The sequence below is a fragment of the Mitsuaria sp. RG genome, from assembly GCF_028369275.1.
Lineage (GTDB): Bacteria > Pseudomonadota > Gammaproteobacteria > Pseudomonadales > Pseudomonadaceae > Aquipseudomonas > Aquipseudomonas peradeniyensis.
Genome location: NZ_JAQMYQ010000045.1, coordinates 1 through 23,607 on the forward strand (window position 1 = coordinate 1; position 23,607 = coordinate 23,607).

The 23,607-nt window shown below is 65.9% G+C and carries 24 protein-coding genes; 3 read left to right on the forward strand and 21 right to left on the reverse strand.

Features of this window, described 5'->3' with window-relative positions; genetic code table 11:
- Window positions 1-564 precede the first annotated feature (564 nt).
- The 11 genes from POF53_RS20890 to ubiE form a co-directional block, all read right to left on the reverse strand.
- Entirely contained in the window at window positions 565-2,508 is a 1,944-nt protein-coding gene (locus POF53_RS20890) for a methyl-accepting chemotaxis protein (protein WP_498969245.1), read from the reverse strand.
- A gap of 155 nt (window positions 2,509-2,663) precedes the next feature.
- Entirely contained in the window at window positions 2,664-4,580 is a 1,917-nt protein-coding gene (locus POF53_RS20895) for a HAMP domain-containing methyl-accepting chemotaxis protein (RefSeq protein ID WP_498969247.1), read from the reverse strand.
- Between the two features lie 99 nt (window positions 4,581-4,679).
- Complete coding sequence (locus POF53_RS20900) at window positions 4,680-5,387, reverse strand: 16S rRNA (uracil(1498)-N(3))-methyltransferase (RefSeq protein WP_254464066.1); 708 nt, start codon at window positions 5,385-5,387, stop codon at window positions 4,680-4,682.
- Entirely contained in the window at window positions 5,384-6,175 is a 792-nt protein-coding gene (tatC, locus tag POF53_RS20905) for a twin-arginine translocase subunit TatC (RefSeq protein ID WP_203648341.1), read from the reverse strand. Before tatC ends, POF53_RS20900 begins: the two co-directional genes overlap by 4 nt.
- The gene (tatB, locus tag POF53_RS20910; protein ID WP_203648339.1) at window positions 6,172-6,540 is read right to left on the reverse strand and encodes a Sec-independent protein translocase protein TatB; all 369 of its coding nucleotides are present in this window, start codon (window positions 6,538-6,540) and stop codon (window positions 6,172-6,174) included. Before tatB ends, tatC begins: the two co-directional genes overlap by 4 nt.
- 3 nt (window positions 6,541-6,543) lie before the next feature.
- Complete coding sequence (locus tag POF53_RS20915; RefSeq protein WP_028688374.1) at window positions 6,544-6,816, reverse strand: twin-arginine translocase TatA/TatE family subunit; 273 nt, start codon at window positions 6,814-6,816, stop codon at window positions 6,544-6,546.
- 171 nt (window positions 6,817-6,987) lie between these two features.
- Window positions 6,988-7,323 (reverse strand): phosphoribosyl-ATP diphosphatase, encoded by a 336-nt coding sequence (locus POF53_RS20920; RefSeq protein ID WP_203648337.1) that lies wholly within the window; start codon window positions 7,321-7,323, stop codon window positions 6,988-6,990.
- Between the two features lies 1 nt (window position 7,324).
- Window positions 7,325-7,717, reverse strand: a complete 393-nt coding sequence (gene hisI, locus POF53_RS20925) for a phosphoribosyl-AMP cyclohydrolase (RefSeq protein WP_050707261.1) — start codon at window positions 7,715-7,717, stop codon at window positions 7,325-7,327.
- Window positions 7,718-7,790: 73 nt separating this feature from the next.
- The gene (ubiB, locus tag POF53_RS20930) at window positions 7,791-9,404 is read right to left on the reverse strand and encodes a ubiquinone biosynthesis regulatory protein kinase UbiB (protein WP_232856266.1); all 1,614 of its coding nucleotides are present in this window, start codon (window positions 9,402-9,404) and stop codon (window positions 7,791-7,793) included.
- Window positions 9,401-10,024, reverse strand: a complete 624-nt coding sequence (locus tag POF53_RS20935; protein ID WP_203648333.1) for a ubiquinone biosynthesis accessory factor UbiJ — start codon at window positions 10,022-10,024, stop codon at window positions 9,401-9,403. The genes ubiB and POF53_RS20935 overlap by 4 nt, the downstream gene beginning before the upstream one ends.
- Entirely contained in the window at window positions 10,024-10,794 is a 771-nt protein-coding gene (gene ubiE / locus POF53_RS20940; protein ID WP_203648331.1) for a bifunctional demethylmenaquinone methyltransferase/2-methoxy-6-polyprenyl-1,4-benzoquinol methylase UbiE, read from the reverse strand. Before ubiE ends, POF53_RS20935 begins: the two co-directional genes overlap by 1 nt.
- A gap of 125 nt (window positions 10,795-10,919) precedes the next feature.
- Here ubiE and POF53_RS20945 point away from each other — a divergent pair, with 125 nt between their 5' ends.
- From POF53_RS20945 to POF53_RS20955, 3 genes are all read left to right on the forward strand, one after another.
- On the forward strand, window positions 10,920-11,195 hold the full coding sequence (locus tag POF53_RS20945; RefSeq protein ID WP_110734705.1) for a polyhydroxyalkanoic acid system family protein: 276 nt from the start codon (window positions 10,920-10,922) through the stop codon (window positions 11,193-11,195).
- A 247-nt stretch (window positions 11,196-11,442) separates the two neighbouring features.
- On the forward strand, window positions 11,443-11,865 hold the full coding sequence (locus POF53_RS20950; protein ID WP_110734707.1) for a phasin family protein: 423 nt from the start codon (window positions 11,443-11,445) through the stop codon (window positions 11,863-11,865).
- A gap of 10 nt (window positions 11,866-11,875) precedes the next feature.
- Entirely contained in the window at window positions 11,876-12,619 is a 744-nt protein-coding gene (locus POF53_RS20955; RefSeq protein WP_498969252.1) for a phasin family protein, read from the forward strand.
- A gap of 102 nt (window positions 12,620-12,721) precedes the next feature.
- On the opposite strand, the gene POF53_RS20960 is transcribed toward POF53_RS20955, so the two are convergent.
- The 10 genes from POF53_RS20960 to pyrR all read right to left on the reverse strand — a co-directional run bounded on the left by POF53_RS20960 (window position 12,722) and on the right by pyrR (window position 23,585).
- A complete protein-coding gene (locus POF53_RS20960; RefSeq protein ID WP_203648328.1) occupies window positions 12,722-13,336 on the reverse strand; it encodes a TetR/AcrR family transcriptional regulator in 615 nt (204 codons plus the stop codon).
- Between the two features lie 4 nt (window positions 13,337-13,340).
- Complete coding sequence (gene phaC, locus POF53_RS20965; RefSeq protein ID WP_498969254.1) at window positions 13,341-15,005, reverse strand: class II poly(R)-hydroxyalkanoic acid synthase; 1,665 nt, start codon at window positions 15,003-15,005, stop codon at window positions 13,341-13,343.
- 85 nt (window positions 15,006-15,090) lie between these two features.
- Complete coding sequence (phaZ, locus tag POF53_RS20970) at window positions 15,091-15,942, reverse strand: poly(3-hydroxyalkanoate) depolymerase (protein ID WP_203648324.1); 852 nt, start codon at window positions 15,940-15,942, stop codon at window positions 15,091-15,093.
- A 64-nt stretch (window positions 15,943-16,006) separates the two neighbouring features.
- Window positions 16,007-17,686, reverse strand: a complete 1,680-nt coding sequence (gene phaC, locus POF53_RS20975) for a class II poly(R)-hydroxyalkanoic acid synthase (RefSeq protein WP_234561939.1) — start codon at window positions 17,684-17,686, stop codon at window positions 16,007-16,009.
- 336 nt (window positions 17,687-18,022) lie between these two features.
- The gene (locus tag POF53_RS20980) at window positions 18,023-18,400 is read right to left on the reverse strand and encodes a gamma-butyrobetaine hydroxylase family protein (RefSeq protein WP_254464070.1); all 378 of its coding nucleotides are present in this window, start codon (window positions 18,398-18,400) and stop codon (window positions 18,023-18,025) included.
- 176 nt (window positions 18,401-18,576) lie between these two features.
- Window positions 18,577-19,923 carry an ATP-dependent protease ATPase subunit HslU gene (gene hslU / locus POF53_RS20985; RefSeq protein WP_498969270.1) on the reverse strand — a complete coding sequence of 449 codons (1,347 nt, stop codon included), beginning with the start codon at window positions 19,921-19,923 and terminating at the stop codon, window positions 18,577-18,579.
- A gap of 71 nt (window positions 19,924-19,994) precedes the next feature.
- Window positions 19,995-20,525, reverse strand: a complete 531-nt coding sequence (hslV, locus tag POF53_RS20990; RefSeq protein ID WP_011536056.1) for an ATP-dependent protease subunit HslV — start codon at window positions 20,523-20,525, stop codon at window positions 19,995-19,997.
- A 256-nt stretch (window positions 20,526-20,781) separates the two neighbouring features.
- On the reverse strand, window positions 20,782-22,053 hold the full coding sequence (locus POF53_RS20995; protein ID WP_232856273.1) for a dihydroorotase: 1,272 nt from the start codon (window positions 22,051-22,053) through the stop codon (window positions 20,782-20,784).
- Window positions 22,050-23,054: an aspartate carbamoyltransferase catalytic subunit gene (locus POF53_RS21000; RefSeq protein WP_050707248.1), complete on the reverse strand. Its 1,005-nt coding sequence runs from the start codon at window positions 23,052-23,054 to the stop codon at window positions 22,050-22,052. The genes POF53_RS20995 and POF53_RS21000 overlap by 4 nt, the downstream gene beginning before the upstream one ends.
- Window positions 23,055-23,066: 12 nt before the next feature.
- Window positions 23,067-23,585, reverse strand: coding sequence for a bifunctional pyr operon transcriptional regulator/uracil phosphoribosyltransferase PyrR (pyrR, locus tag POF53_RS21005; RefSeq protein ID WP_050707247.1), 519 nt, complete (start codon window positions 23,583-23,585; stop codon window positions 23,067-23,069).
- Window positions 23,586-23,607: the final 22 nt, after the last annotated feature.

A 23,607-nucleotide genomic window follows, 5' to 3' on the forward strand; every position in this document is an offset into this window, starting at 1 on the left:
GATCCTTCAAAAAGTTACCCGCCGTAAGGGCGGAAAGGTGACTTCGCGTCACCATCGCGAATGAATGCGCATATAGCTTTCAAAACACATGCTTTAAAAGTCAAAGTCAAAGTCAAAGTCAAAGTCAAAGTCAAAGTCAAAGTCGGTCGGCGCTGGTTTTAATGGTTGTAAGTGCATTCATTTTCGATGTCGACGCATAGTCACCTTTTCGCCCTTACGGCGAGTTCCTTTTTGAAGGATCAAAAAGGAACCAAAAAATCCTCGCTCCATTCATCCGGCCCTCCGCTTCGCTCCGGGTTCCCTCACTCCGGCCTTGCTCCCGGGAGGACCGCGCTGAACGCCCCATCCTGGGGCGCAGCGCTTGACGGGCATCCATGCCCGTCACCTCCCTCCGCAAGACCTGCGTTCGGCCTCCTGAAGTCGCGAAGTTACGGGCGGCGCCTGGGATGGCGCAGCTGTCGCTAGTGAGCTGCGGTGTTAATCTTCTGATCGCCAAAGCCAAAGCCAAAGCCAAAGCCGTCGGTCTGGTTTCAGGTCCTGGCGATCTGGGCACGCCTGCAAGGCTTAGAGATTGAACCGTCCCACCATGCCCCGTAACTGCTGCCCCAACTGCTCCAACTCCCCACTCGAAACCGCCGTCTGTTCACTGGCCGCCCGCGTCTGCTCCGAAACATCCCGCACATTGATCACGCTACGGTTGATCTGCTCGGCCACCACGCTTTGCTGCTCGCTGGCCGTGGCAATCTGCTGGTTCATGCCCTGGATCGTCGACACCGTCTCGGTAATCTGCCCCAACGCGGCGCCGGCCTTGCGGCTGAGTTCGACGCTTTGCCCGGTCAGGCGCTTGCTGTCGTCCAACAGGCCGGTCACCTCGTCGGTGCCACGGTGCAGGTTGTCGATCAGCAGTTCGATTTCCTCGGTCGACTGCTGCGTGCGCTGGGCCAGGCCGCGCACCTCGTCGGCCACCACGGCGAAACCGCGCCCGGCCTCGCCGGCCCGGGCGGCCTCGATGGCGGCGTTAAGCGCCAGCAGGTTGGTCTGCTCGGATACCGACTTGATCACATCGAGAATCGAACCGATGCGCTGGCTTTCACCGGCCAGGTGACCCATGGCCGTCAGGCAGTGGTCCATCTGCCCGGCCAACTGCTCGATGCGGGCAATCGCCTCGGCCACCACCTCGTCACCCAGCTGTGCCTGACGGTCGGCGGCGGTGGCCGCCTGCGAGGCCTGCTCGGCGTTCTGCGCGACCTCCTGCACCGTGGCGCTCATCTGGTTCATGGCGGTGGCCACCTGGTCGGTCTCCTCTTGTTGCTGGCCAATGCGCTCGCGGGTGTCCACGCTGGCGCCGGCCAGCACCGTCGCGGCCCGGGACAGGTGACCGACGCCCTGGTCGATGCCGCCGAGCAGCTCGCGCAGGCTCAAGGTCATCTCGCGCATGCTCGTCTGCAACTGGCCCATCTCGTCGCGGCGCTGCACCGTCTGTACTTGGCTGAGGTCGCCACGGGCAATGCGCTCCGCCTGGGCCAGCACCTGGCGCAGGGGTTGGGTAACCTGTCGGGTGATCAGCCAGGCGGCGAGGACGCCGAACACCAGCGCCAGCACGGCCACGCTGGTCAGCAGCGAGCGGTCGGCCAGGGCCTCGTTGTCGCGCTGCTCGACCTTGCGTTCGCTCAGTTCGCGGCTCACGGTTTGCAGCTCGTCGCCCATCTTCTCCATGCCGTCCTGCAACTGCTCGACCTTGAGCGCGGCCTCGCGGTATTGGCGCAAGACGTCGCGGTAGCGGTCCAGCTCGACCTGCGGGCGTTGGGTCAATGTGCCGGGCAGTTCCAGTGGGGCGATGGCCCGCAGCAATTGGCCGAGGCTGCTGTTCGCTGCCTGCAGCGCGGTATCGCCCATGCTGGCGAAGTTGTCCCGGGGCGAGAAGGCATAGGCCGGTACCAGGCTTTGCTGGCTGGCGGACTCGATATGGCGGCCCAGGGTATCCATGAGGCCGACCACGCTACCCTGCCGGCCGTCGCCCGGCAGCTTCAGCAAGGCCTGGGTCTGCAGCTCGTCGATCACGGCTTCGAGCACGCCTGCTTGCGCCTGCATCGCCACACGCAAGCCTTCGCGGCTGTCCACGGTGCCTTGCAGGGTGGCGAAGTCGGCCTTCAGGCGCTGCAGCAACTGCAGTTTCTGGTTCAGCATCTGTCGCGACGAATCGACGCCGCTGCGTTGCTGCAGCAGGGTCAGGCGGTCGTGCAACTGTTCCAGGATGGTCGCGATGCGGGTCCTGCTGACGTCGTCGGCGAGCACCCGGTAGGTGATGCGCTCGGCGCGAAGGTCGCGGGTCAGGTCGTTGAGTTGGCCGATGTCGCCAAGCTGCTCCGAGCGCTCGATGGCGCCGTCCAGGGCGCTCCAGCCGCTGAGGGTGGTGGCCAGGGTGAGCATCAGCACCACGGCGAAACCCAGGGCGAGCTTGAGCCCGACGCCGAGGTTGCCGAGGTGGCGGTCAAGGTATCCGAACATGGCAGGTCTCCGTCCAATTGAGAGAAGGCCATGGCGGCAGAATGCCGCCATGGCCCTTGCTCATCGGCCGGGAGTCCGTCGGACTGGACCTGCAAATCGAGTAGGAAAATTCGCTACAGGCTGAAGGGCAAGGCCTACAGCCCGCAAGCCGCGAATTAGAGCCTGAAACGTCCGACCAGAGCTTGCAGATGCGTCCCCAGACGGGCCAGCTCGACGCTGGAGCTGGCGGTCTCCTCGCTCGCCGCCGAGGTCTGGTCGGAGATGTCGCGCACGTTCATCACGCTGCGGTTGATCTCTTCGGCCACAGCGCTCTGCTGCTCGGCGGCGGTGGCGATCTGCTGGTTCATCGACTGGATCGACGACACGGTGCGGGTGATGGTGCCCAGCGAGTCGCCGGCGCGACGGGTCAGCTCGACGCTGCTGTCGGTCAGGGCGCGGCTGCTGTCCATGACGCTGGCCACGCGCTCGGTGCCGGTCTGCAGGCTGGCGATCAGTTCCTCGATTTCCTCGGTGGACTGCTGGGTGCGCTGGGCCAGGCTGCGAACCTCGTCGGCGACCACGGCGAAACCACGGCCTGCCTCGCCGGCGCGGGCGGCCTCGATGGCGGCGTTGAGCGCCAGCAGGTTGGTCTGCTGGGCCACCGACTTGATCACATCGAGCACGCTGCCGATCTTGTCACTCTCGGCCTTGAGCTGGCTCATCGCCTCGCTGGAGTTGACCACCTCGCCGGCCAGGCGCTCGATCTGGCTGATCGCCTCGCCCACCACCTTGTCGCCCTCACGGGCCTGCTGGTCGGCCATCAGCGCCGCCTCCGAGGCCTGCTCGGCGTTGCGTGCCACTTCCTGCACGGTGGCGGCCATCTCGTTCATGGCGGTGGCGACCTGGTCGGTCTCGACCTTCTGGTTGTTGACCCCGGCGCTGGTCTGCTCGGTGACCGCCGACAGTTCCTCGGCGGCGCTGGCGATCTGCGTCACGCCGTCGCCGATGCCGCCGATCAGCTCGCGCAGGGCCTGGGTCATGCGTTGCATGCTGGCCTGCAATTGCCCCAGTTCGTCGCGTCGATCGGCCTTGAGGTCCTGGCGCAGGTCGCCGCCGGCTACGCGTTCGGCGGCGGCGAGGGTCTGGCGCAGTGGCACGATGATCTGCCGGGTGATGGCGAAGGCGGCCAGCACCCCCAGCAGCAGGGCCAGGGCGGTGGCGCCGGCCAGCAGGGTCTTGGCCTGCTGGGTGCCCTGGTCGCGCACGGTGGTTTGTGAAACGCTCATTTCCTGGCTGGTGACCAGCAGCAGCTGGCCTTGCGCCGACATGCGCGTCAACGCCTGCTCGCTGGCGGCCTGGGCGTTGCCGAACTGGTTTACCGCGTCGCGGTACGCGGCCAGTGCGCTGGCGGCGTCGTCGAGGCTGGCGGCGAACTCGGCCGCAAGCTTGCCCGGCAGCGCCTTGAGCACGGTCATGGCCTGGTCGATGGCGCCGAGGGCGGTCTGCTGGAACTCGGCCTTGCCGCTGTAGGTGTAGCCGCGCACCTGGAAGCGTGCCTGCTGCAACAGGGCGGCGACCTGCACCACTTCCTGGTACTGCTGGATATCACCGCCCTGCAGCAGGCGCTGCTGGACCTTGCCGATCAGCTCGGCGGCCTTGTCGGCGCTGTCGCCCAGGGTGGCGCGGCTGGCCTCGCGGCGCTGGCCGGCCTGCTTGAGTTCGGCAAAGGCCTGCTGGTACTGGCGCACGGCGTCCTGCTGCTTGTCCAGGCGCTGGCGGTCGGCGGGGAGCTCGATCTGACCGAGCATGAACTGTACCTGGCGCTCGAGATTGGCCAGGGCCTTTTCCAGTTCCGCCACGGCGGCGTCGTCACGGTTACGCTCATAGCCCAGGCGGGCCAGGCGCAGGTCCTGGGTGTACTGGTGGATGACCGAGATGTTGCCGAGCTTGTCGCCCCGGCTGGTGACGCTGTCGATGCCCAGCCAGCCGGTGAAGGTGATGCCGAGGGTGAGCAGCAGCACCAGGCCGAAGCCGATCCCCAACTTGCGATTGACGCTTACATTTCCCAGTGACTGGGCAAACCAACGGTACATAGACGACTCCCCGGCGCGTGGCAGTGCGGATTATTGTTCTGTTGCACAGGCCATCGGCGGGGGGCGGGGAAACTTGATGGTGAAAACCTGACCCTGCTGTCAGAAAATTCGCGAAAGCAGGGCAGTGACCGCCGTTTCCACCCGCAGGATGCGGTCGCCCAGTTGCACCGGGGCCAGTCCGGCCTTGCCGAGCAACTCGATCTCGTAGGGAATCCAGCCGCCTTCGGGGCCGATCGCCAGGGTTACCGGGCCTTCCACGGCGCGTGGGCAGGCAGGGTAGGGGCCGGGGTGGCCGACCAGGCCCAGGGAGCCTTCGGCGATGGCGGGCAGGCGGTCTTCGACGAAGGGCTTGAAGCGCTTCTCGATGATCACTTCCGGCAGCACCGTGTCGCGGGCCTGCTCCAGGCCGAGAATGAGGTTTTCGCGGATGGTTTCAGGCTGGAGGAATGGGGTCTGCCAGAAACTCTTTTCAACCTTGTAGCTGTTGACCAGGATCAGCCGCGGCACGCCCAGGGTGGCGACCGTCTGGAACAGCCGGCGCAGCATCTTCGGCCGCGGCACGGCCAGCACCAGGGTCAGTGGCAGCTTGGCCGGCGGTGGCTGGTCGAAGGCCACCCGCAGTTCGGCTTCATGGCCTTCGAGGCGGATGACCTCGGCCTTGCCCATCAGGTCGCCGATGCGCCCGACGCGCAGGCTGTCGCCCACCGCCACGCGGTGGATCTCCTGCATGTGGGTGAAGCGGCGATCAGCCAGGACGACACGGTCGGCCGACACGAAGTCGGCCTCTTCAAGAAGCAACAGGTTCACGGTTGGGTCGCAGGCGGCTGGTCGTTGTGGTCGTTGTTCGCTGCGTCCGGCTCGTGGCTGCGCTTGCGGATCAGGCTGCCGCACAGCACACCGACCTCGAACAGCAGCCACATGGGCACGGCCAGCAGGGTCTGGGAGAAGATATCCGGCGGGGTGAGGATCATGCCGACCACGAAGCAGCCGATGATCACGTATGGGCGGATTTTCTTCAGGTACTGCACGTCGACCACGCCGATCCACACCAGCAGCACCACCGCCACCGGGATCTCGAAGGCGACGCCGAAGGCGAAGAACAGGGTCATGACGAAGTCGAGGTAGCTGGAAATGTCGGTCATCATCGACACGCCCTCGGGGGTGGCGCTGGCGAAGAAGCCGAAGATCAGCGGGAACACCAGGAAGTAGGCGAAGGCCATGCCGGCATAGAACAGGAAGATGCTCGATACCAGTAGCGGGATGGCGATGCGCTTTTCATGGCGGTACAGGCCCGGGGCGATGAACCCCCAGATCTGCTGCAGGATGAACGGGATCGCCAGGAACAGCGAGACGATCATGGTCAGCTTGAACGGCGTGAGGAACGGCGAGGCCACGTCGGTGGCGATCATCGTCGCGTTGGCCGGCAGGTGCGCGCGCAGCGGCGCCGAGACCAGGGTGTAGATCTGCTGGGCGAAGGAGAACAGCCCGGCGAAGATCAGGAAGATGGCGGCGACGCAGCGCAGCAGGCGGGTGCGCAGTTCGGTCAGGTGCGAAACCAGCGGCATCGGCTGGTCATGTTCCGGATTCTCGCTCATGGGGCTCGTGGCGGTTGGGGCGGCTCGGAGGGTGGCGTCGCGGTCGGCTGCGCGGGGGCGGCTTCGACGGCGGGTGTGGCGGGCGTTTCAGCGCTGGCCGGCGGCTGCGCCGGTGGTGTCAGCGGATTGAGGATGCGTTTGGCCTCCTGCTCCATCTGCAGGATATGCTCGTTGTGCAACTGGCGGCGGATGTCGTCGGCGCCGATCTCGCGCTCGACCTCCATCTTGATCGCGTTGAAGCTGCGCTTGAGGCGGCCGATCCACAGGCCCGCGGTGCGCGCGGCCCCCGGCAGGCGCTCGGGGCCGAGCACCAGCAGGGCGACCAGGCCGACGAGCAGCAGCTCGCTGAAACTGATGCCGAACATGGGTCAGTCTTTCCGCTGTGGCTCTTGGACCGGCTGGGCCTGGCCCTCGATGGTGTGGCCCTGGGCCTGCTGCGCGGTGTTCTGTACCGGCGGAACCGGTTGCGCCGGCGGCGGGGTCTGCTCGGCGGGTTTGGTTTCTTCTTCGTTCATGGCCTTGCGGAAGCCCTTGATCGATTCGCCCAGGTCGCTGCCGAAGTTCTTCAGTTTCTTGGTGCCGAACACCAGCACCACGACGACCAGCAGGACGATCCAGTGTTTCCAGTCAAAAATGCCCATTTCAAGCTCCTGAAAATGTGTGTCTGTCTTTCGGACCCTGGGGCTGCGTTGCAGCCCTTTCGCGGCACAAGGCCGCTCCTACACAGGGTATTGCGAATCTGTCAGGCGACGCGGGCCCCTGTAGGAGCGGCCTTGCGCCGCGAAAGGGGCGCAACGCGCCCCCGCAATTATTCAGGCAGAAGGCTGACGCGCAGCCTTCTCGTCATGCCCGGACAACCCGAACCGACGCTCCAGCTCATCAAGCACCGCCTGCGGATGCTGGCCCAGCGCGCTGAGCATGACCAGGCTATGAAACCACAGGTCTGCGGTTTCATAGATGACATCGCTGTAATCCTTGCTGGCGGCGGCATCCTTGGCGGCGATGATGGTCTCGATGGACTCTTCGCCGAGCTTCTCGAGGATCTTGTTCAGGCCCTTGTGATGCAGGCTGGCCACGTAGCTGCTGTCCGGCGCCGCGTGCTTGCGTTCCTCCAGCACCTCGGCGAGGCGGTTCAGGGTGTCGCTCATGTCAGTGTCCTGCGCTGTAGATGGCGTCCGGATCCTTCAGGACCGGGTCGACGGTTTTCCACTGGCCGTCCTCGAAGACGCGGTAGAAGCAGCTTTCGCGGCCGGTATGGCAGGCGATATGGCCCAGTTGCTCGACCATCAGGATGATCACGTCGGCGTCGCAGTCCAGGCGCATTTCGTGAAGCTTCTGCACATGGCCCGACTCTTCACCCTTGCGCCACAGCTTGCCCCGTGAGCGCGACCAGTAGATGGCGCGATGCTCGGCGGCGGTCAGGGCGAGGGATTCACGGTTCATCCAGGCCATCATCAGCACGCGCCCGGTCTTGTGGTCCTGGGCGATCGCCGGCACCAGGCCATCGCTGTTCCACTTGATCTCGTCCAGCCAGTCTTTCATCGTCGACTCCAAACCGGGCCCGCTCCCGTACCGGGCCCCTTTGCGCTAGTGTGCCAGCCGGCGGCGCGGCTGGCTATCGGCGCACGATCAGGTACAGGCCGGCGGCCAGCATCAGCCACGCCGGCCAGGCGGCCGGGGCGCTGAGGCTGACGGCACCGGCCGCCAGGGTGGCGCCGCCACCGAGCAGGCCGGCGCCGAGCAGGCGCAGCGCCCAGTTGTCGCCGGCGCGGCGCCGCTCGGGCAATTGCGCGTCGTGCAGGTGCGGTTGCGACAGGCGCTCGAGCAGGTCGCGGGTCATGTCGGCCAGGTGCGGCAACTGCTCTGCCTGGCTGTACAGGTTGCCGATCACCGCCTTCGGGCTCATGCGCTCGCGCATCCAGCGCTCGAGGAACGGCTTGGCGGTGCTCCACAGGTCGAGGTCGGGGTACAGCTGGCGGCCCAGGCCTTCGATGTTGAGCAGGGTCTTCTGCAGCAGCACCAGCTGCGGCTGGACTTCCATGTTGAAGCGCCGGGCGGTCTGGAACAGGCGCATCAGCACCTGGCCGAAGGAGATGTCCTTCAAGGGTTTTTCGAAGATCGGCTCGCACACGGTGCGGATCGCCGCCTCGAACTCGTTGACCTTGGTCTGCGCCGGCACCCAGCCCGAATCGATGTGTAGCTGGGCCACGCGGCGGTAGTCGCGCTTGAAGAAGGCGATCAGGTTGCGGGCGAGGTAGTCCTGGTCCTCGGAGGTGAGGCTGCCGACGATGCCGCAGTCGATGGCAATGTACTGCGGGCTCCACGGCTTGACTGTGCTGACGAAGATGTTGCCCGGGTGCATGTCGGCATGGAAGAAGCTGTCGCGGAACACCTGGGTGAAGAACACCTCGACGCCGCGCTCGGCGAGCATCTTCATGTCGGTGCGCTGGTCGGCCAGGGTGGCCATGTCGGTGACCGGCACGCCATAGATGCGCTCCATCACCAGCACCTTGGGCCGGCAGAAGTCCCAGTACACTTGCGGCACGTACATCAGCTCGGAGCCTTCGAAGTTGCGCCGCAGCTGGCTGGCGTTGGCCGCCTCGCGCAGCAGGTCGAGCTCGTCGTAGATGGTCTTTTCGTAGTCACCGACGATCTCCACCGGATGCAGGCGGCGGGCGTCGGCCGAGGCGCGTTCGGCGGCCTTGGCGATCAGGAACAGCCAGGCCAGGTCCTGGGCGATGATCGGCTTGAGGCCCGGGCGCACCACCTTGACCACCACTTCCTCGCCGCTCTTCAGGCGCGCGGCGTGAACCTGGGCCACCGAGGCCGAGGCCAGCGGCTCGACGTCGAAGCGGCTGAACACCTCACCCACCTTCGCTCCGAGCTGTTCCTCGATCAGCGCCACGGCGTGCTGCGGGTCGAACGGCGGCACCCGGTCCTGCAGCAGCATCAGCTCGTCGGCGATGTCGGTGGGCAGCAGGTCGCGGCGGGTGGAGAGCAACTGGCCGAACTTGATGAAGATCGGTCCCAGGTCCTGCAGCGCCAGGCGCAGGCGCGCGCCGCGGCTCAGCTCCAGGGGCTTGCGCGGCAGCCAGCGCCAGGGCATCAGCAGGCGCAGGCTGGCCAGCCACCAGGGCAGCAGGGGCTGTTCGAACAGCAGGTCATCGAGGCGGTAGCGGATCACGACGCGCTGGATGCGCAACAGACGGCGGACGGCGAGCAGCTTCATGCGTTATCGCTGGTATCAAGAGTGTGGGCGAGGCGACGCAGGCGCGCCTCGAGACGTTCGATGTCGACCTTCAGCGCATCGAGTTCGCTGAACGCCGCTTCGGCTTCGCGTTTGCCGACCAGGGTACGGGATTCCTCGGCCAGGTACTCGGAGAGGTTCTCGCCGAAGCGCGCCAGGCCCTGGCGGGTCCAGCGCGCGCGCAGGCGCAGGTGGCCGGCGATCAGCGCGGTGGGCACCGGGCCCAGCCAGCGCTGCAGCTCGTATTCCCAGTCCAGTTGCAGGTCCTGCAGGATGCCGAACAGGTCGAGCAGCACGGCGCTGTCGCCATGCAGTTCGACCTGGGGGCTGTGCAACACGGCGGTCTTGTCCTTGGCCAGGGCCAGCTGCGCCAGGCGCCCGGCGGGGGCGCGCAGCGTGCAGTCGACCTCGCTCTCCCAGTGGGCGGCGAGCATCAGGCCTTCCTCGTCGGGCAGCACGAACAGCTTCAGGGCCGGCTGCACGCAGTCGATCTCGATCACCCGCCCTTCCAACGCCGCCAGGCGCGGGAGGGCGGTGCTGTCCAGGCGCAGGACACGGTTGAGCCCGTGCTCGGCGCTGGCGAGCAGGCCGGCCAGGAGCATCAGGGCTTGATCCCCCGGTGCACGGCGACGATGCCGCTGGTCATGTTGTGGTAGGTGACGCGGTCGAAGCCGGCCTCGACCATCATGCTCTTGAGGGTTTCCTGGTCGGGGTGCATGCGGATCGATTCGGCCAGGTAGCGGTAGCTTTCCGAGTCGTTGGTGATCAGCTTGCCGGCCAGCGGCATGAAGGCGAACGAGTAGGCGTCGTAGGCCTTGGACATCAGCTTGTTGGTCGGCTTGGAGAACTCCAGGATCAACAGGCGGCCACCGGGCTTGAGCACCCGCAGCATGGAGCGGATGGCTTGGTCCTTGTGGGTCACGTTGCGCAGGCCGAAGGCGATGGTCACGCAGTCGAAGTGGTTGTCCGGGAACGGCAGCTTCTCGGCGTCGGCCTGGACGAACTCGATGTTGCCGGCCACGCCGCGATCAAGCAGGCGGTCACGGCCGACCTTGAGCATCGAGTCGTTGATGTCGGCAAGCACCACCTGGCCGGTCGGGCCGACCAGGCGCGAGAACTTGGCGGCCAGGTCGCCGGTGCCACCGGCGATGTCCAGCACCCGATTGCCGCTGCGCACGCCGGACAGCTCGATGGTGAAGCGCTTCCACAGGCGGTGCATGCCGCCGGACAGCACGTCGTTCATCAGGTCGTACTTGGCGGCCACCGAATGGAACACCTCGGCGACTTTCTTCGCCTTCTGGCTCTCGGGCACGTCCTGGTAGCCGAAGTGAGTAGTGGGTTCGGCGTGGTCGCCTTTGCGCTGGTCGGTCATATCGCTTCACCAGAAAAAAATTACGGCCATTCTAGGGGCTGCGGGCGGATTTGTCTTGGCGGGGTGTGTCATGCAGAGGGGGCGGGCATAATGGTGATTATGTCTTCATATCCAGGAACACCCGCATGACCCAGATCAGCGTCGAACGCAAACACTCCCTCGGCCGTGATGCCGCCCGTGCCAAGGCCGAGGCGCTGGTCGACAAGCTGACCCGCGAATACGACCTCAAGGCCACCTGGAACGGCGACCGCGTCGATGTGACGCGCAGCGGCGCCAACGGCAGCGTGCACATTGGCGAGGACACCATCCGCGTCGAGCTGAAGTTGGGCATGATGCTGTCGATGATGAGTGGCAGCATCAAGGGCGAGATCGAGCGGGCGCTGGACAAGGCGCTGGCCTGACACTGCGCGCTCCTTGCTGTTTGCGGGAGCGGACCTTGTGGGAGCAGTTATTGTGGGAGCGGGCTTGCCCCGCGATGGCGCCAGCCCGGGCAATCGCTATCGCGGGGCAAGCCCGCTCCCACGCAAACTAAACGCTGCATGACCTCACCTTAGGGTGAGGATTCTAATTTTTCCGCCTACCTTCACGCTCAAGCCCTGCCTCCCAGGGCAGTTCCTCCCTCCCTTGAACGAGCATGAGGTGCAGAGCATGGCCAAAGTGAATCTCAAGCAGAAAGACGACGCCCAAGGCAGTACCCTGGGCGAGGTGCGCGGCTACGCCCGCAAGATCTGGCTGGCGGGCATCGGTGCCTACGCCCGCGTCGGCCAGGAAGGTTCCGACTACTTCAAGGAGCTGGTGAAGGCCGGCGAAGGCGTCGAGAAACGCGGCAAGAAGCGCCTGGGCAAGGAGCTCGAGGCGGCCAACGGCCATCTTGACGAAGCCACCCAGGAAGTCAGCCGGGTACGCGGCAAGGTCGAGGTCCAACTGGACAAAATCGAGAAAGCCTTCGACGCCCGTGTCGGTCGCGCCTTGAATCGCCTCGGCATTCCGTCTAAACATGACGTTGAGGCGTTGTCCATCAAGCTTGAACAGCTGCACGAGCTGCTCGAGCGCGTCGCGCACAAACCATAAGGAGAGCAGGATGGCTGGCAAGAAGAACACCGAGAAAGAAGGCAGCTCCTGGATCGGCGGAATCGAGAAGTACTCCCGCAAGATCTGGTTGGCTGGCCTGGGTATCTACTCCAAGGTCGACCAGGATGGTCCGAAGCTGTTCGATTCGCTGGTGAAGGATGGCGAAAAGGCCGAGAAACAGGCGAAGAAAACCGCAGAAGACGTGGCCGAAAGCGCCAAGTCGTCGACCAACTCGCGGGTGTCGGGCGTGAAGGACCGTGCGCTGGGCAAGTGGAGCGAGCTGGAAGAGGCCTTCGACAAGCGCCTGAACAGCGCCATCTCGCGCCTGGGCGTGCCCAGCCGCAATGAGATCAAGGCCCTGCACCAGCAGGTCGACTCGCTGACCAAGCAGATCGAGAAGCTGACCGGCGCGTCGGTGACCCCGATCTCCAAGGCCAATGCCGGCAAGACCGCGGCCAAGCCCCTGGCCAAGGCGGCAGCCAAGCCTGCGGCCAAGACCGCTGCGGCAAAACCGGCGGCCAAGCCTGCGGCGAAAACCGCGGCGGCCAAACCGGCAGCCAAGCCAGCGGCAGCCAAGCCAGCGGCCAAACCCGCTGCGGCCAAGAAACCGGCTGTGAAAAAAGCCGCCCCGGCCAAGCCGGCGGCAGCCAAGCCGGCTGCTCCGGCACCTGCCGCCACCGCGGCTCCGGCCCCGAGCGCGGCCCCGGCCAGCAGCACGCCGTCGGCACCGGTGAACGCGGCCACCCAGGCCTGACACCGCGTCGCCCATTTCGCGGGTGAACCCGCTCCCACAGGTTTTTCACAATCCTGTGGGAGCGGGTTCACCCGCGAAAGCTTCAACGCTGATCTGACGCGGCTACCCCTCCAGATACCGCATCGCCAACTGCTCCGCCGCCCTGCGTGCCGGTGCCTGCAGATGCGGCGCCACCAGCATCATCACCTGGTACACCACCACCCCCACGTCGCCCTCGCGCCCCAGGACCCGCTGGTAGTCCAGCGAGCACATCAGGGTCAGGGTGATCTGCTCGACCAGTTGCCCCAGCGCCTGGGTTTCACTGGTCACCTGGCCCTGCCCCTTCAGGCTGGCCAGCAATGCGGCCAGTGTGCGCTTCAGGGCGTTGATCAGGCTGCGCATGCCCCGCGCCAGTTTGGGCAGGCGCCCGGTGAGGTTGGACAGGTCCTGGAACAGGAAGCGGTACTGGGCCATGCGCTCGACGATCAGGTGCAGGAACAGCCAGTAGTCCTCGGCGTCCAGGCGCACGTCCAGGGGCGGATCGAGCAGTGGCATCAACGCCTCTTCGAAGCGTTCGAACAGGCCGATCACCAGCGGCTCCTTGCCGTGGAAGTGGTAGTACAGGTTGCCGGGGCTGATCCCCAGTTCGTTGGCGATCTCCAGGGTCGAGACGTTCGGCTCGCCCTGGCGGTTGAACAGCTGCAAGGCACATTCGAGGATACGGTCGCGGGTCTTCATCCGGTCAGCGCGCCAATACGTAGCTGCCCGGCGCGGGGCCCAGCGCTGGGTAGGTGGCGTTGCCCAGTTCCTCGCGGGGCGCCTTCAGCGTGCCGGAGCGCTCGCTGATCCATTCCAGCCACAGCGGCCACCAGCTGCCGTCGCGGCGTTGGGCATCGTGGAACCAGGCCCGCGGGTCGCTGGAGAGCTTGGGGTTTTCCAGGTAGTAGGCCTTGGGGTTGCCGGGCGGGTTGATGATGCTCTGGATATGGCCGCTGTTGGCCAGGATGAAACGCCGATCGCCGCCGAGCAGCAGGGCCGAGCGGTAGACCGCGTCCCACGGGGTGATGTGGTCGTTGCTGCCGGCCACGGTGAAGCTGTCCAGCCCGACCTGCTTGAGGTCGATCGGCGTGCCGCACACCTCCAGCCCTTCGGGGAAGGTCAGCGGGTTGAGCTTGAAGAAGTCCAGCAGGTCGCCGTGCAGGGCGGCGGGCAGGCGGGTGTTGTCGGCGTTCCAGTAGAGGATGTCGAACGCCGGCGGGGTCTTGCCCATCAGGTAGTTGTTGACCCAGTAGTTCCAGATCAGGTCGTTGGGGCGCATCCAGGCGAAGATGCGCGCCACTTCGCCGCCATCTAGCACGCCGCGCTGGTACGAGCGGCGCTTGGCCGCCTCGATGGTCTGCTCGTCGGCGAACAGGCTGGCGGGGCTGTCGAACTGGCTGTCGAGCAGGCTCACCAGGTAGGTGGCGCTACGCACCTTGCGCAGCTGCTTCTTGGCCTGCAGGTGGCCCTGCAACGCGGCCATGGTCAGGCCGCCGGCACAGGCACCCATCAGGTTGGGATCGCGGTTGCCGCTGATGCTGCGACAGGCGTTGAGCGCTTCCTCCACGGCCTGTACGTAACTGGACAGGCCCCACTCGCGGTGACGCGGATCGGGGTTGCGCCAGCTGACCATGAACACCTGCAGGCCCTGCTTGAGCATGTACTGGACGAAGCTGTTGGTCGGGCTCAGGTCGAAGATGTAGAACTTGTTGATCTGCGGCGGTATGACCAGCAGCGGCCGGGCGTACTGTTTCTCGCTCATGGGCTTGTACTGGATCAGCTCCAGCAGCTCGTTGCGAAACACCACAGCACCAGGGCTGGCGGCGAGGTTGCCGCCGACTTCGAAGGCGCGTTCGTCCACCTGGCGCGGCAGGCCGTCGTTGTGGCGCAGGTCGTCGAGCAGGTGGCTGGCCCCGCGCAGCAGGCTCAGGCCGCCGGTGTTGAACAGCTCCTTGACCGCCAGCGGGTTGAGCAGCGAGTTGCTCGGGGCGAAGGCGTCGCTGACCAGGTTGAACAGGAATTGCGCCCGGGCGCGATCATCGTCGGCCAGGCTGCTTTCCTCGATCCACAGGCGGGTCTGCTTCTGCCAGGCCAGGTAGGCCTGCAGGCCGCGGCGGTACAACGGGTTCTGGCTCCAGGTCGGGTCGCTGAAGCGCGTGTCGCGGGGGTGGGGCTGATAGGCACTGTCGCCGATCAGCACGCGGCCCAGCTGGCCGCCGAGGCTCAGCAGGTGATGGGCGGTGTGCAGCGGGTTGCGCAGGCTGATCCTGCCGACCTGGCGCAGTGTCGAGATCAGGTCGCGACCGCGCAGGCCGGTGATGGCGTTCTGCACGTTCATGCTGGTGACGGGCACCGGTTTGTCTTTCATGCCAACACTCCATCGTTTAGCAATCGGGCCGATCGCGGGGCAAGCCCGCTCCCACGACAGCTTTCCTGGGGCCATGGGAGCGGGATCAGGTGCGCGCAGCGGGCCGGGGGTGCATGACCGCGCGTTGGCGTTCCTGCTCGAGGAATTTCATGATGATCGGCGCGACGGCCTCGGCCCGGGTAATCAGGAACAGGTGGCCGTCGTCGATTATGTGTAGCTGGGCATTGGGAATTCGCCAGGCCAGCAGGCGCATGTTGATCAGGGGGATCAACGGATCGTCGTCGCCGGCCAGCACCAGGGTGGGCTGGTGGATCTTGTGCAGCCAGTGGATGCTGGTCCAGCCGAGCCCGGCGAACAGCTGCCAGTAGTAGCCCAGCTTGCCGCCCGAGCGGACCTTCGAGGCATGCTGCATGGCCAGGTCCGGGTCGCGCCGGAAGCCGCCGCCATAGATCAGCGGGGCGATGCGGATCACATGGGAGGGCTGCACGTAGCGCCGTGGGCTGGCCATCATCCACAGCACCTTGGGCTTGCCCGGCACCATCACCGCGCCGGCGGCGGTGGCGGCCAGCACCAGCTTCTTGCAGCGCTCGGGGTAGTCGTGGGCGAACTGCTGGGCCAGGGCGCCGCCCCAGGACACGCCGATGACATTGACCTGGCCGTAGTCCAGGTAGTCGAGCATGCGCGCGGTCAGCTTGGCCAGACCGGGAAAGCGGTAGGGGTGGCGGGGCGTCGACGAGCCGCCGACCCCGGGCACGTCGAAGGCGATGACCTCCAGGTCCGGGTCCAGCGCCTCGATGAACGGGAACACCAGCTCGAGGTTGGCGCCGATGCCATTGAAGATCAACAACGGTGTCAGGTGTGGCTTGCCCGGCCGGACCGCGGTGCGGATGGACTGATCGTCCAGTTCGACGGTCCTGAAAATGTACGGTTGCGGCATGCGCGTGACTCTGTGGTGAAGGTAGCGCCGCGATGCGCCGACAAGCCCATCGCGGCGGTTCGGTTCAACGCTCGTGCACGTATGTTCCCGGTGCGGCCTCGCCTGCGGTATAGGTGCGGTTACCCAGCTTTGTAGGCGCCTTCTTGAGTTCGCCGGCGCGCTCGCCCAGCCAGGCCTGCCAGTGCAGCCACCAGGAGTCGGCATGCTTGATGGCGTTGTCCTGCCAGGCCACCGGGTCGTCCGGGCGGTCCTCGCCGGTCATGAAGCGCGCCTTGGGGTTGCCGGGCGGGTTGAGGATGCTCTGGATATGGCCGCTGTTGGACAACACGAACTCGATCTTGCCGCCGAACAGGTGCGCCGAGCGGTAGCACGACTGCCATGGGGTGATGTGGTCGGCGGTGCCGGCGACGCTGTAGATGTCGCAGTCGACCTTCTTCAGGTCGATGGCGGTGCCGCATACCTCGAGGGCGTCGGAGCGGGTCAGCGGGTTGTTCTTGAACATTTCGATCAGGTCGCCGTGGAAGGCGGCCGGTAGGCGGGTGGTGTCGTTGTTCCAGAACAGGATGTCGAACACCGGCGGCTCGTTGCCGAGCAGGTAGTTGTTGACCCAGTAGTTCCAGATCAGGTCGTTGGGGCGCATCCAGGCGAACACCTTGGCCATGTCGCTGCCTTCGAGCACCCCGGCCTGGTAGGAGTGGCGCTTGGCTGCTTCCAGGGTCTGCTCGTCGACGAAAAGCGCGACCTGGGTGTCGACGGTGGTGTCGAGCACGCTCACCAGCAGGGTGAGGGCGTTGACCTTCTTCTCGCCGAGGGCGGCGTAGTGGCCCACCAGCGCGGTGCAGGTGATGCCGCCGGAGCAGGCGCCGAGCATGTTCAGGTCCTTGCTGCCGGTGATCGACAGCACCGCGTCGACCGCCTCCTTGAGCGCGTCGATGTAGGTCGACAGGCCCCACTCGCGCTGGGCCTTGGTCGGATTGCGCCAGCTGACGATGAAGGTCTGCTGCTGGGAGCGCAGGCAGAAGCGCGCCAGGCTCTTTTCCGGGCTCAGGTCGAACACATAGAACTTGTTGATCTGTGGCGGCACCACCAGCAGCGGACGGCTGTGCACCTGTTCGGTGATGGGGCTGTACTGGATCAGCTCCAGCACATCGTTGCGGTACACCACCGAGCCTTCGCTGGTGCCGAGGTTCTTGCCGACCTCGAAGGCCTCCATGTTCACCTGGCTGGGCATGCCGCCGTTGTTGACGATGTCCTTGGCCAGGTTGGACAACCCGTCGAGCAGGCTCTTGCCGCCGGTCTCGAAGAAGCGCTTGACCGCGGCGGGATTGGAGAGGGTGTTGGTGGGGGCCATGGCCTCGGTCACCAGGTTGATGACGAACTGCCCGCGGCTGATGTCCTGGGGCGACAGGTCGCTTTCGCCGATCCAGTCGTTGAGCTCCTTGCGCCAGGCCAGGTAGGTCTGCAGGTAGCGGCGGTACAGGGGGTTCTTGCTCCATGCCGGGTCGGCGAAGCGACGGTCGTCGCCTTCGGGCTGCAGGGCCGACTTGCCCAGCAGCACGTTCTTCAGCTCCAGGCCGAAATGCGCCACGTGCTTGGCGCTGTGCAGGGGCTGGCGTACCGCCTGGCGCAACACTGTGCGCGCCGATGTCAGCAGATCCTTGCGGCGAATGCCGATGACCGGGTTCAGCCCCAGGGTGTTTTCCGAGGCCTGCCGCTGCAACTCATCGTTGTTCTTGTTACTCATCTACGACGCTCCGTTGTCCTGAGACGAGTACCGGCGTGCTGTGACAGCCCGGTACTGCTACTCGGGTGACCAGTGATAAGGAACAGCGGTGCTGCGACCGGATGCGTGCCGATGATGAGCTGCGTGGGTTTCTGCGTGTGAAGACAACCTGCTTTCGCTCGCGACCTCTACATACCGGCCTGGCCCTGCCTGCCATCAAGGCAATGCAGGGAACTTGCCAGCTCCATTGGTTACCCGACTTTCGTGTAATGCGCAAGACAGCCAATCTTTGGCAGTCATCAAGGCATTCAAGCAGATGAGATTAGAAAATGCGCTCTAAAGCTTGCGAGCCTTGAGCTAGAGCATCAATTTCACTACCGATTCGGACGGGTCGCGGGATTTGCCGGCCTTGTGCAATTCGTCGAGGTATTCGCTCCACAGCTGCTCCTGGCGCAGGCACAGCTGCTCGAGGTACTCCCAGGTGAACAATCCGGAGTCATGGCCGTCGTCGAAGCTCAGTTTCAGTGCATATTGACCGGCCGGTTCCAGGCCGCTGAGGCCGACGTTGATCTTGCCGAACTGCAGGATGGGATTGCCGTGACCCTGGACCTCGGCGGAGGGGGAGTGCACGCGCAGGAATTCGGCGGGCAGCTGGTAGACCTCGCCGGGGGCGTAGGTGAGGGTGAGGGTCTTGGAGGCTTTGTGCAGGTTGATGGCGGTGGGGAGGCGGGCCATGGGTGGAATCTCTGGTGAGCTGATGGTGCAAGCTTCGGGAGATTCAGGAGATTGTGCAAGGGGGCTGCTTTGCAGCCCTTTCGCGGCACAAGGCCGCTCCTACAAGGAGAATGCAGTCCCCCCCTGTAGGAGCGGCCTCGTGCCGCGAATGGGCCGCGCAGCGGCCCCATGCGGTCTTACAGGATGTAACGCGACAGGTCTTCGTTCTGCGCCAGCTCGCCCAGGTGGCTGTTCACGTAGGCGGCGTCGATGTGGATCGGCGTCTCGTCATGCGTGCTGGCCAGGTCGCCGGCGCTGAACGACACCTCTTCAAGCAGGCGCTCGAGCAGGGTGTGCAGGCGGCGGGCACCGATGTTCTCGGTCTTTTCGTTGACCTGGTAGGCGATCTCGGCCAGGCGCTTGATGCCGTCGGCGGCGAACTCGATGTTCAGGCCCTCGGTCTTGAGCAGGGCGCTGTACTGTTCGGTCAGCGAGGCGTGCGGCTCCTTGAGGATGCGCTCGAAGTCTTCCGGGGTCAGCGCCTTGAGCTCGACACGGATCGGCAGGCGGCCCTGCAGTTCGGGCACCAGGTCGCTCGGCTTGCTCAGGTGGAAGGCGCCGGAGGCGATGAACAGGATGTGGTCGGTCTTGACCATGCCCAGCTTGGTGTTGACGGTGCAGCCCTCGATCAGCGGCAGCAGGTCGCGCTGCACGCCTTCACGGGAGACATCGGCGCCGCCGACGTTGCCACGCTTGGCCACCTTGTCGATCTCGTCGATGAACACGATGCCGTGCTGTTCGACCGCTTCCAGGGCCTTGGCCTTGAGCTCTTCCTCGTTGACCAGGCGGCCGGCTTCCTCGTCGCGGACCATCTTCAGGGCATCCTTGACCTTCAACTTGCGGCTCTTGCGCTTGCCCTTGCCCATGTTGGCGAACAGGCTCTGCAGCTGGTTGGTCATCTCTTCCATGCCGGGCGGCGCGGCGATCTCGACGCCCATGTTCTCGGCGACTTCGATCTCGATTTCCTTGTCGTCCAGCTGGCCTTCGCGCAGACGCTTGCGGAACAGCTGGCGAGTGTTGGAGTCGCTGCTGGACTGCTGGGCTTCCTCGCTGAAGCTGCTGACCCGCGCCTGCGGCAACAGGGCGTCGAGAATGCGATCTTCGGCGGCGTCCTCGGCGCGGTGGCGCACGCGGACGATTTCCTGCTCGCGGAGCATCTTCAGGGCGGCGTCGGCCAGATCGCGGATGATCGACTCGACATCACGGCCAACGTAGCCCACTTCGGTGAACTTGGTCGCTTCGACCTTGATGAACGGCGCGTTGGCCAGCTTGGCCAGGCGGCGGGCGATCTCGGTCTTGCCGACGCCGGTGGGGCCGATCATCAGGATGTTCTTGGGGGTCACTTCGGCACGCAGCTCGGCGGGGAGCTGCATGCGCCGCCAGCGGTTGCGCAGGGCAATGGCGACGGCGCGCTTGGCGTCGTCCTGGCCGATGATGTGGCGGTTGAGTTCGTGAACGATTTCGCGGGGGGTCATGGACATGATGAATGTGGTCCTCGAGCAGAGTGATCAGTGTGGAAAAGTCCCGCTGCGAGCGGGACGCCAAAACAACTGATTCACTCGGCCAGGTCCTGCTCCTCGATGGTCAGGTTGTGGTTGGTGAACACGCAGATGTCGCCGGCGATGTTCAGGGCGGCCTCGGTGATTTCACGGGCCGACAGGTCGGTCTTGTTCAGCAGCGCGCGGGCCGCGGCCTGGGCGTAGCCGCCACCGGAGCCCATGGCGATCAGGCCGTCCTCGGGCTCGACCACGTCACCGTTGCCGGTGATGATCAGGGAGGCGTCCTTGTTGGCCACGGCCAGCATGGCTTCCAGACGGCTGAGCGAGCGGTCGGTGCGCCATTCCTTGGCCAGCTCGACGGCGGCACGCACCAGGTGGCCGGAGTGTTTCTGCAGCTGGGCTTCGAAGCGCTCGAACAGGGTGAAGGCATCGGCGGTGGCACCGGCGAAGCCGGCGATGACCTGGCCGTTGTACAGGCGACGGACCTTCTTGGCGTTGCCTTTCATCACGGTGTTGCCGAGGGAAACCTGGCCGTCGCCGCCCATGACGACTTTGCCGTTACGGCGGACAGAAACGATGGTAGTCAAGGGAGAGTCTCCACGCAGCGGGGCGAAAATGCCTGATGCAGACTCATATGGGGGGAGGGGGGAAGGATTTCAACCACATTGGATGAATGGTTGCTCCTGGCTTCAGGTCGAGCCCGGTCGGTGTAGGAGCGGCCTTGCGCCGCGAAAGGGCCGCAGAGCGGCCCCGGCAATTTCTGTGTGGCCCGAAATCCCGGGGTCGCTGCGCGACCCTTTCGCGGCACAAGGCCGCTCCTACAGGAGGGCGAGTAAACCGTGGTCAGGCCTCGTGGCAGACGTGCCCGTCGACCAAGGTATAACGCACCGCGCCCGGCAGGCAGTGGCCGATGAACGGGCAGTTGGCGCCGCGAGAGAACCACTGCTCGCCAGCAACCGTGGACGCTTTTGGATCGAACAGCACCAGGTCCGCCGCGCCGCCCACCCTCAGTTCGCCGGCCGGCAGGCGCATGGCCGCCGCCGGGCCGCTGCTCAGGCGTGCCAGCAGGGTAGGCAGGTCGAGCAGGCCGTCCTCGACCAGGGTCATGGCCAGCGGCAGCAACAGCTCGACGCTGCTGATCCCCGGCTCGGTGGCACCGAACGGCGCCAGCTTGGCGTCGCGCTCGTGGGGCTGGTGATGGCTGGAGATCGCCTGGATCACCCCGGACTTCACCGCCTCGCGCAGGCCGTCGCGGTCGGCGGCGGTGCGCAGCGGCGGCTGCACGTGGTAGAGGCTTGAGAAGTCGCGCAGCGCCTCGTCGGTGAGGATCAGCTGGTACAGCGCCACGTCGGCGGTGACCGGCAGCCCCAGCGCCTGGGCCTGGGCGATCAGCCGGGCGCCGCGGGCGCTGGTGATCTGGGTGAAGTGGGCGCGTACGCCGGTCTGCTCGACCAGCAGCAGGTTGCGGGCCAGGGCCACGGTTTCGGCGGTTTCCGGGATGCCCGGCAGGCCGAGGAAGCTGGCCATCGGGCCTTCGTGGGCCAGGCCGCCTTGCGACAGGTCGCGGTCCTGGGAGTGGAACACCACGGTCAGGTCGAAGGTCGCCGCGTACTCCAGGGCACGGGCCAGGGTGCGGTTGTTGGGGATTTCCTTGAGGCCGTTGCCGAAGGCCACGCAACCGGTGTCGCGCAGGGCCACCAGTTCGGCCAGTTGCTCGCCTTCCAGGCCCTTGGTCAGGGCGCCGATCGGGTAGACCTTGCTGTTGGCGGCTTCGCGGGCGCGGTCGAGGATCAGTTCGGCGACCGCCGAAGTGTCCAGCACCGGCTTGGTCTGCGGCGGGCAGCACAGGCTGGTGACACCGCCGGCCACGGCGGCACGGGTTTCGCTGGCGATGTTGCCCTTGCGGCTGTAGCCCGGCTCGCGCAGGGAAACACCGAGGTCGACCAGGCCCGGGGCGGCCACCAGGCCGTCGGCCTGGATCGTGCGGCTGGCGCTGAAGCCGGCCGGCGCCGCGCCGATGGCGGCAATACGGCCGCCGTCCAGGTGCAGGTCGGTGATGCGGTCCAGGCCGCTGGCAGGATCAATGACCCGGGCGCCGATAATGCTGATGGTCACTGGGCGTTCTCCTGGTCGAATTGACGTTGCGCGTTCTGCCCGCTCATGGCCATGGACAGCACGGCCATGCGCACGGCGATGCCGTAGGTGACCTGGTTGAGGATCACCGAGTGCTGGCCGTCGGCCACTGCCGATTCGATCTCCACGCCGCGGTTGATCGGGCCCGGGTGCATGACGATGGCATCCGGCTTGGCACCGGCCAGGCGCGCGGTGGTCAGGCCGAACAGGCGGTAGAACTCGCCCTCGCTGGGCAGCAGGCCACCGGCCATGCGCTCGCGCTGCAGGCGCAGCATGATCACCACGTCGACGTCCTTGAGGCCTTCGGCGAGGTCGGTGTAGACCTTCACCCCGTACTGCTCGATACCGATCGGGATCAGCGTCTTCGGACCGATCACGCGGATGTCCGGGCAGCCCAGTGCCTTGAGCGCGAGCATGTCCGAGCGGGCCACCCGCGAGTGCAGGATGTCGCCGACGATGGCCACGGAGAGGTTTTCGAAACCACCCTTGTGCCGACGAATGGTGAGCATGTCGAGCATGCCCTGGGTGGGGTGGGCGTGGCGGCCGTCACCGCCGTTGATCACGGCTACGTCCGGGCACACATGCTCGGCGATGAAGTGGGCGGCGCCGGAGTCGGAGTGGCGCACGACGAACATGTCGGCGGCCATGGCCTCCAGGTTGCGCAGGGTGTCGAACAGGGTCTCGCCCTTGCTGGTCGAGGAGGTCGACACGTTCAGGCTGATCACGTCGGCCGACAGGCGCTGGGCGGCCAGTTCGAAGGTGGTGCGGGTACGGGTGGAGTTCTCGAAGAACACGTTGCACACGGTCTTGCCGCGCAGCAACGGGACTTTCTTCACGGCCCGGGCGCCGACTTCGAGGAAGGAGTCGGCGGTGTCGAGGATCTCGGTGAGCAGTTCGCGGGGCAAACCGTCGAGCGAGAGGAAGTGGCGCAGCTGGCCCTGGTCATTGAGCTGCAGCGGGCGCTTGGCGTCGAATGGCGTCATCGCGGGGGACTCTTAAAGGGCGGAAGCGGGAGCGAGGTCCTGGCGCTCGAGGGCGAGCGGCGTGGGTCCGGTCAATTTTACCCGTTCATGGGCCGCCAGGGACAGGGTGGCGCCGAGTACATTCGGGCGGATCGGCAATTCGCCGGCATCCAGGTCGAGCAGACAGGCCAAGGTCACGCTGGCCGGGCGGCCATAGTCGAACAGTTCGTTAAGGGCGGCGCGAATGGTGCGCCCGCTCATCAGCACGTCGTCCACCAGCACCAGATGCTGGCCTTCGATCTCGAACGGCAGCTCGGACGGGCGCACCTGCGGGTGCAGGCCGTTTTGGCTAAAGTCGTCGCGGTAGAAGGACACATCCAGGGTGCCCAGCGGGCCTTGGTCGCCCAGCTCGGCCTGCAGGGCCTGGGCCACCCACACGCCGCCGGTGCGGATGCCGATGAAGCGCGGCTCGCTGATGCCGCGGCGGGCCAGGTGGGCGCGAAGGTCGACGGCCATCTGCCGGATCAGGTCGGCGGGATTGGGTAGGCTCATTGCGTGCTCCTCGGAAGGCGGG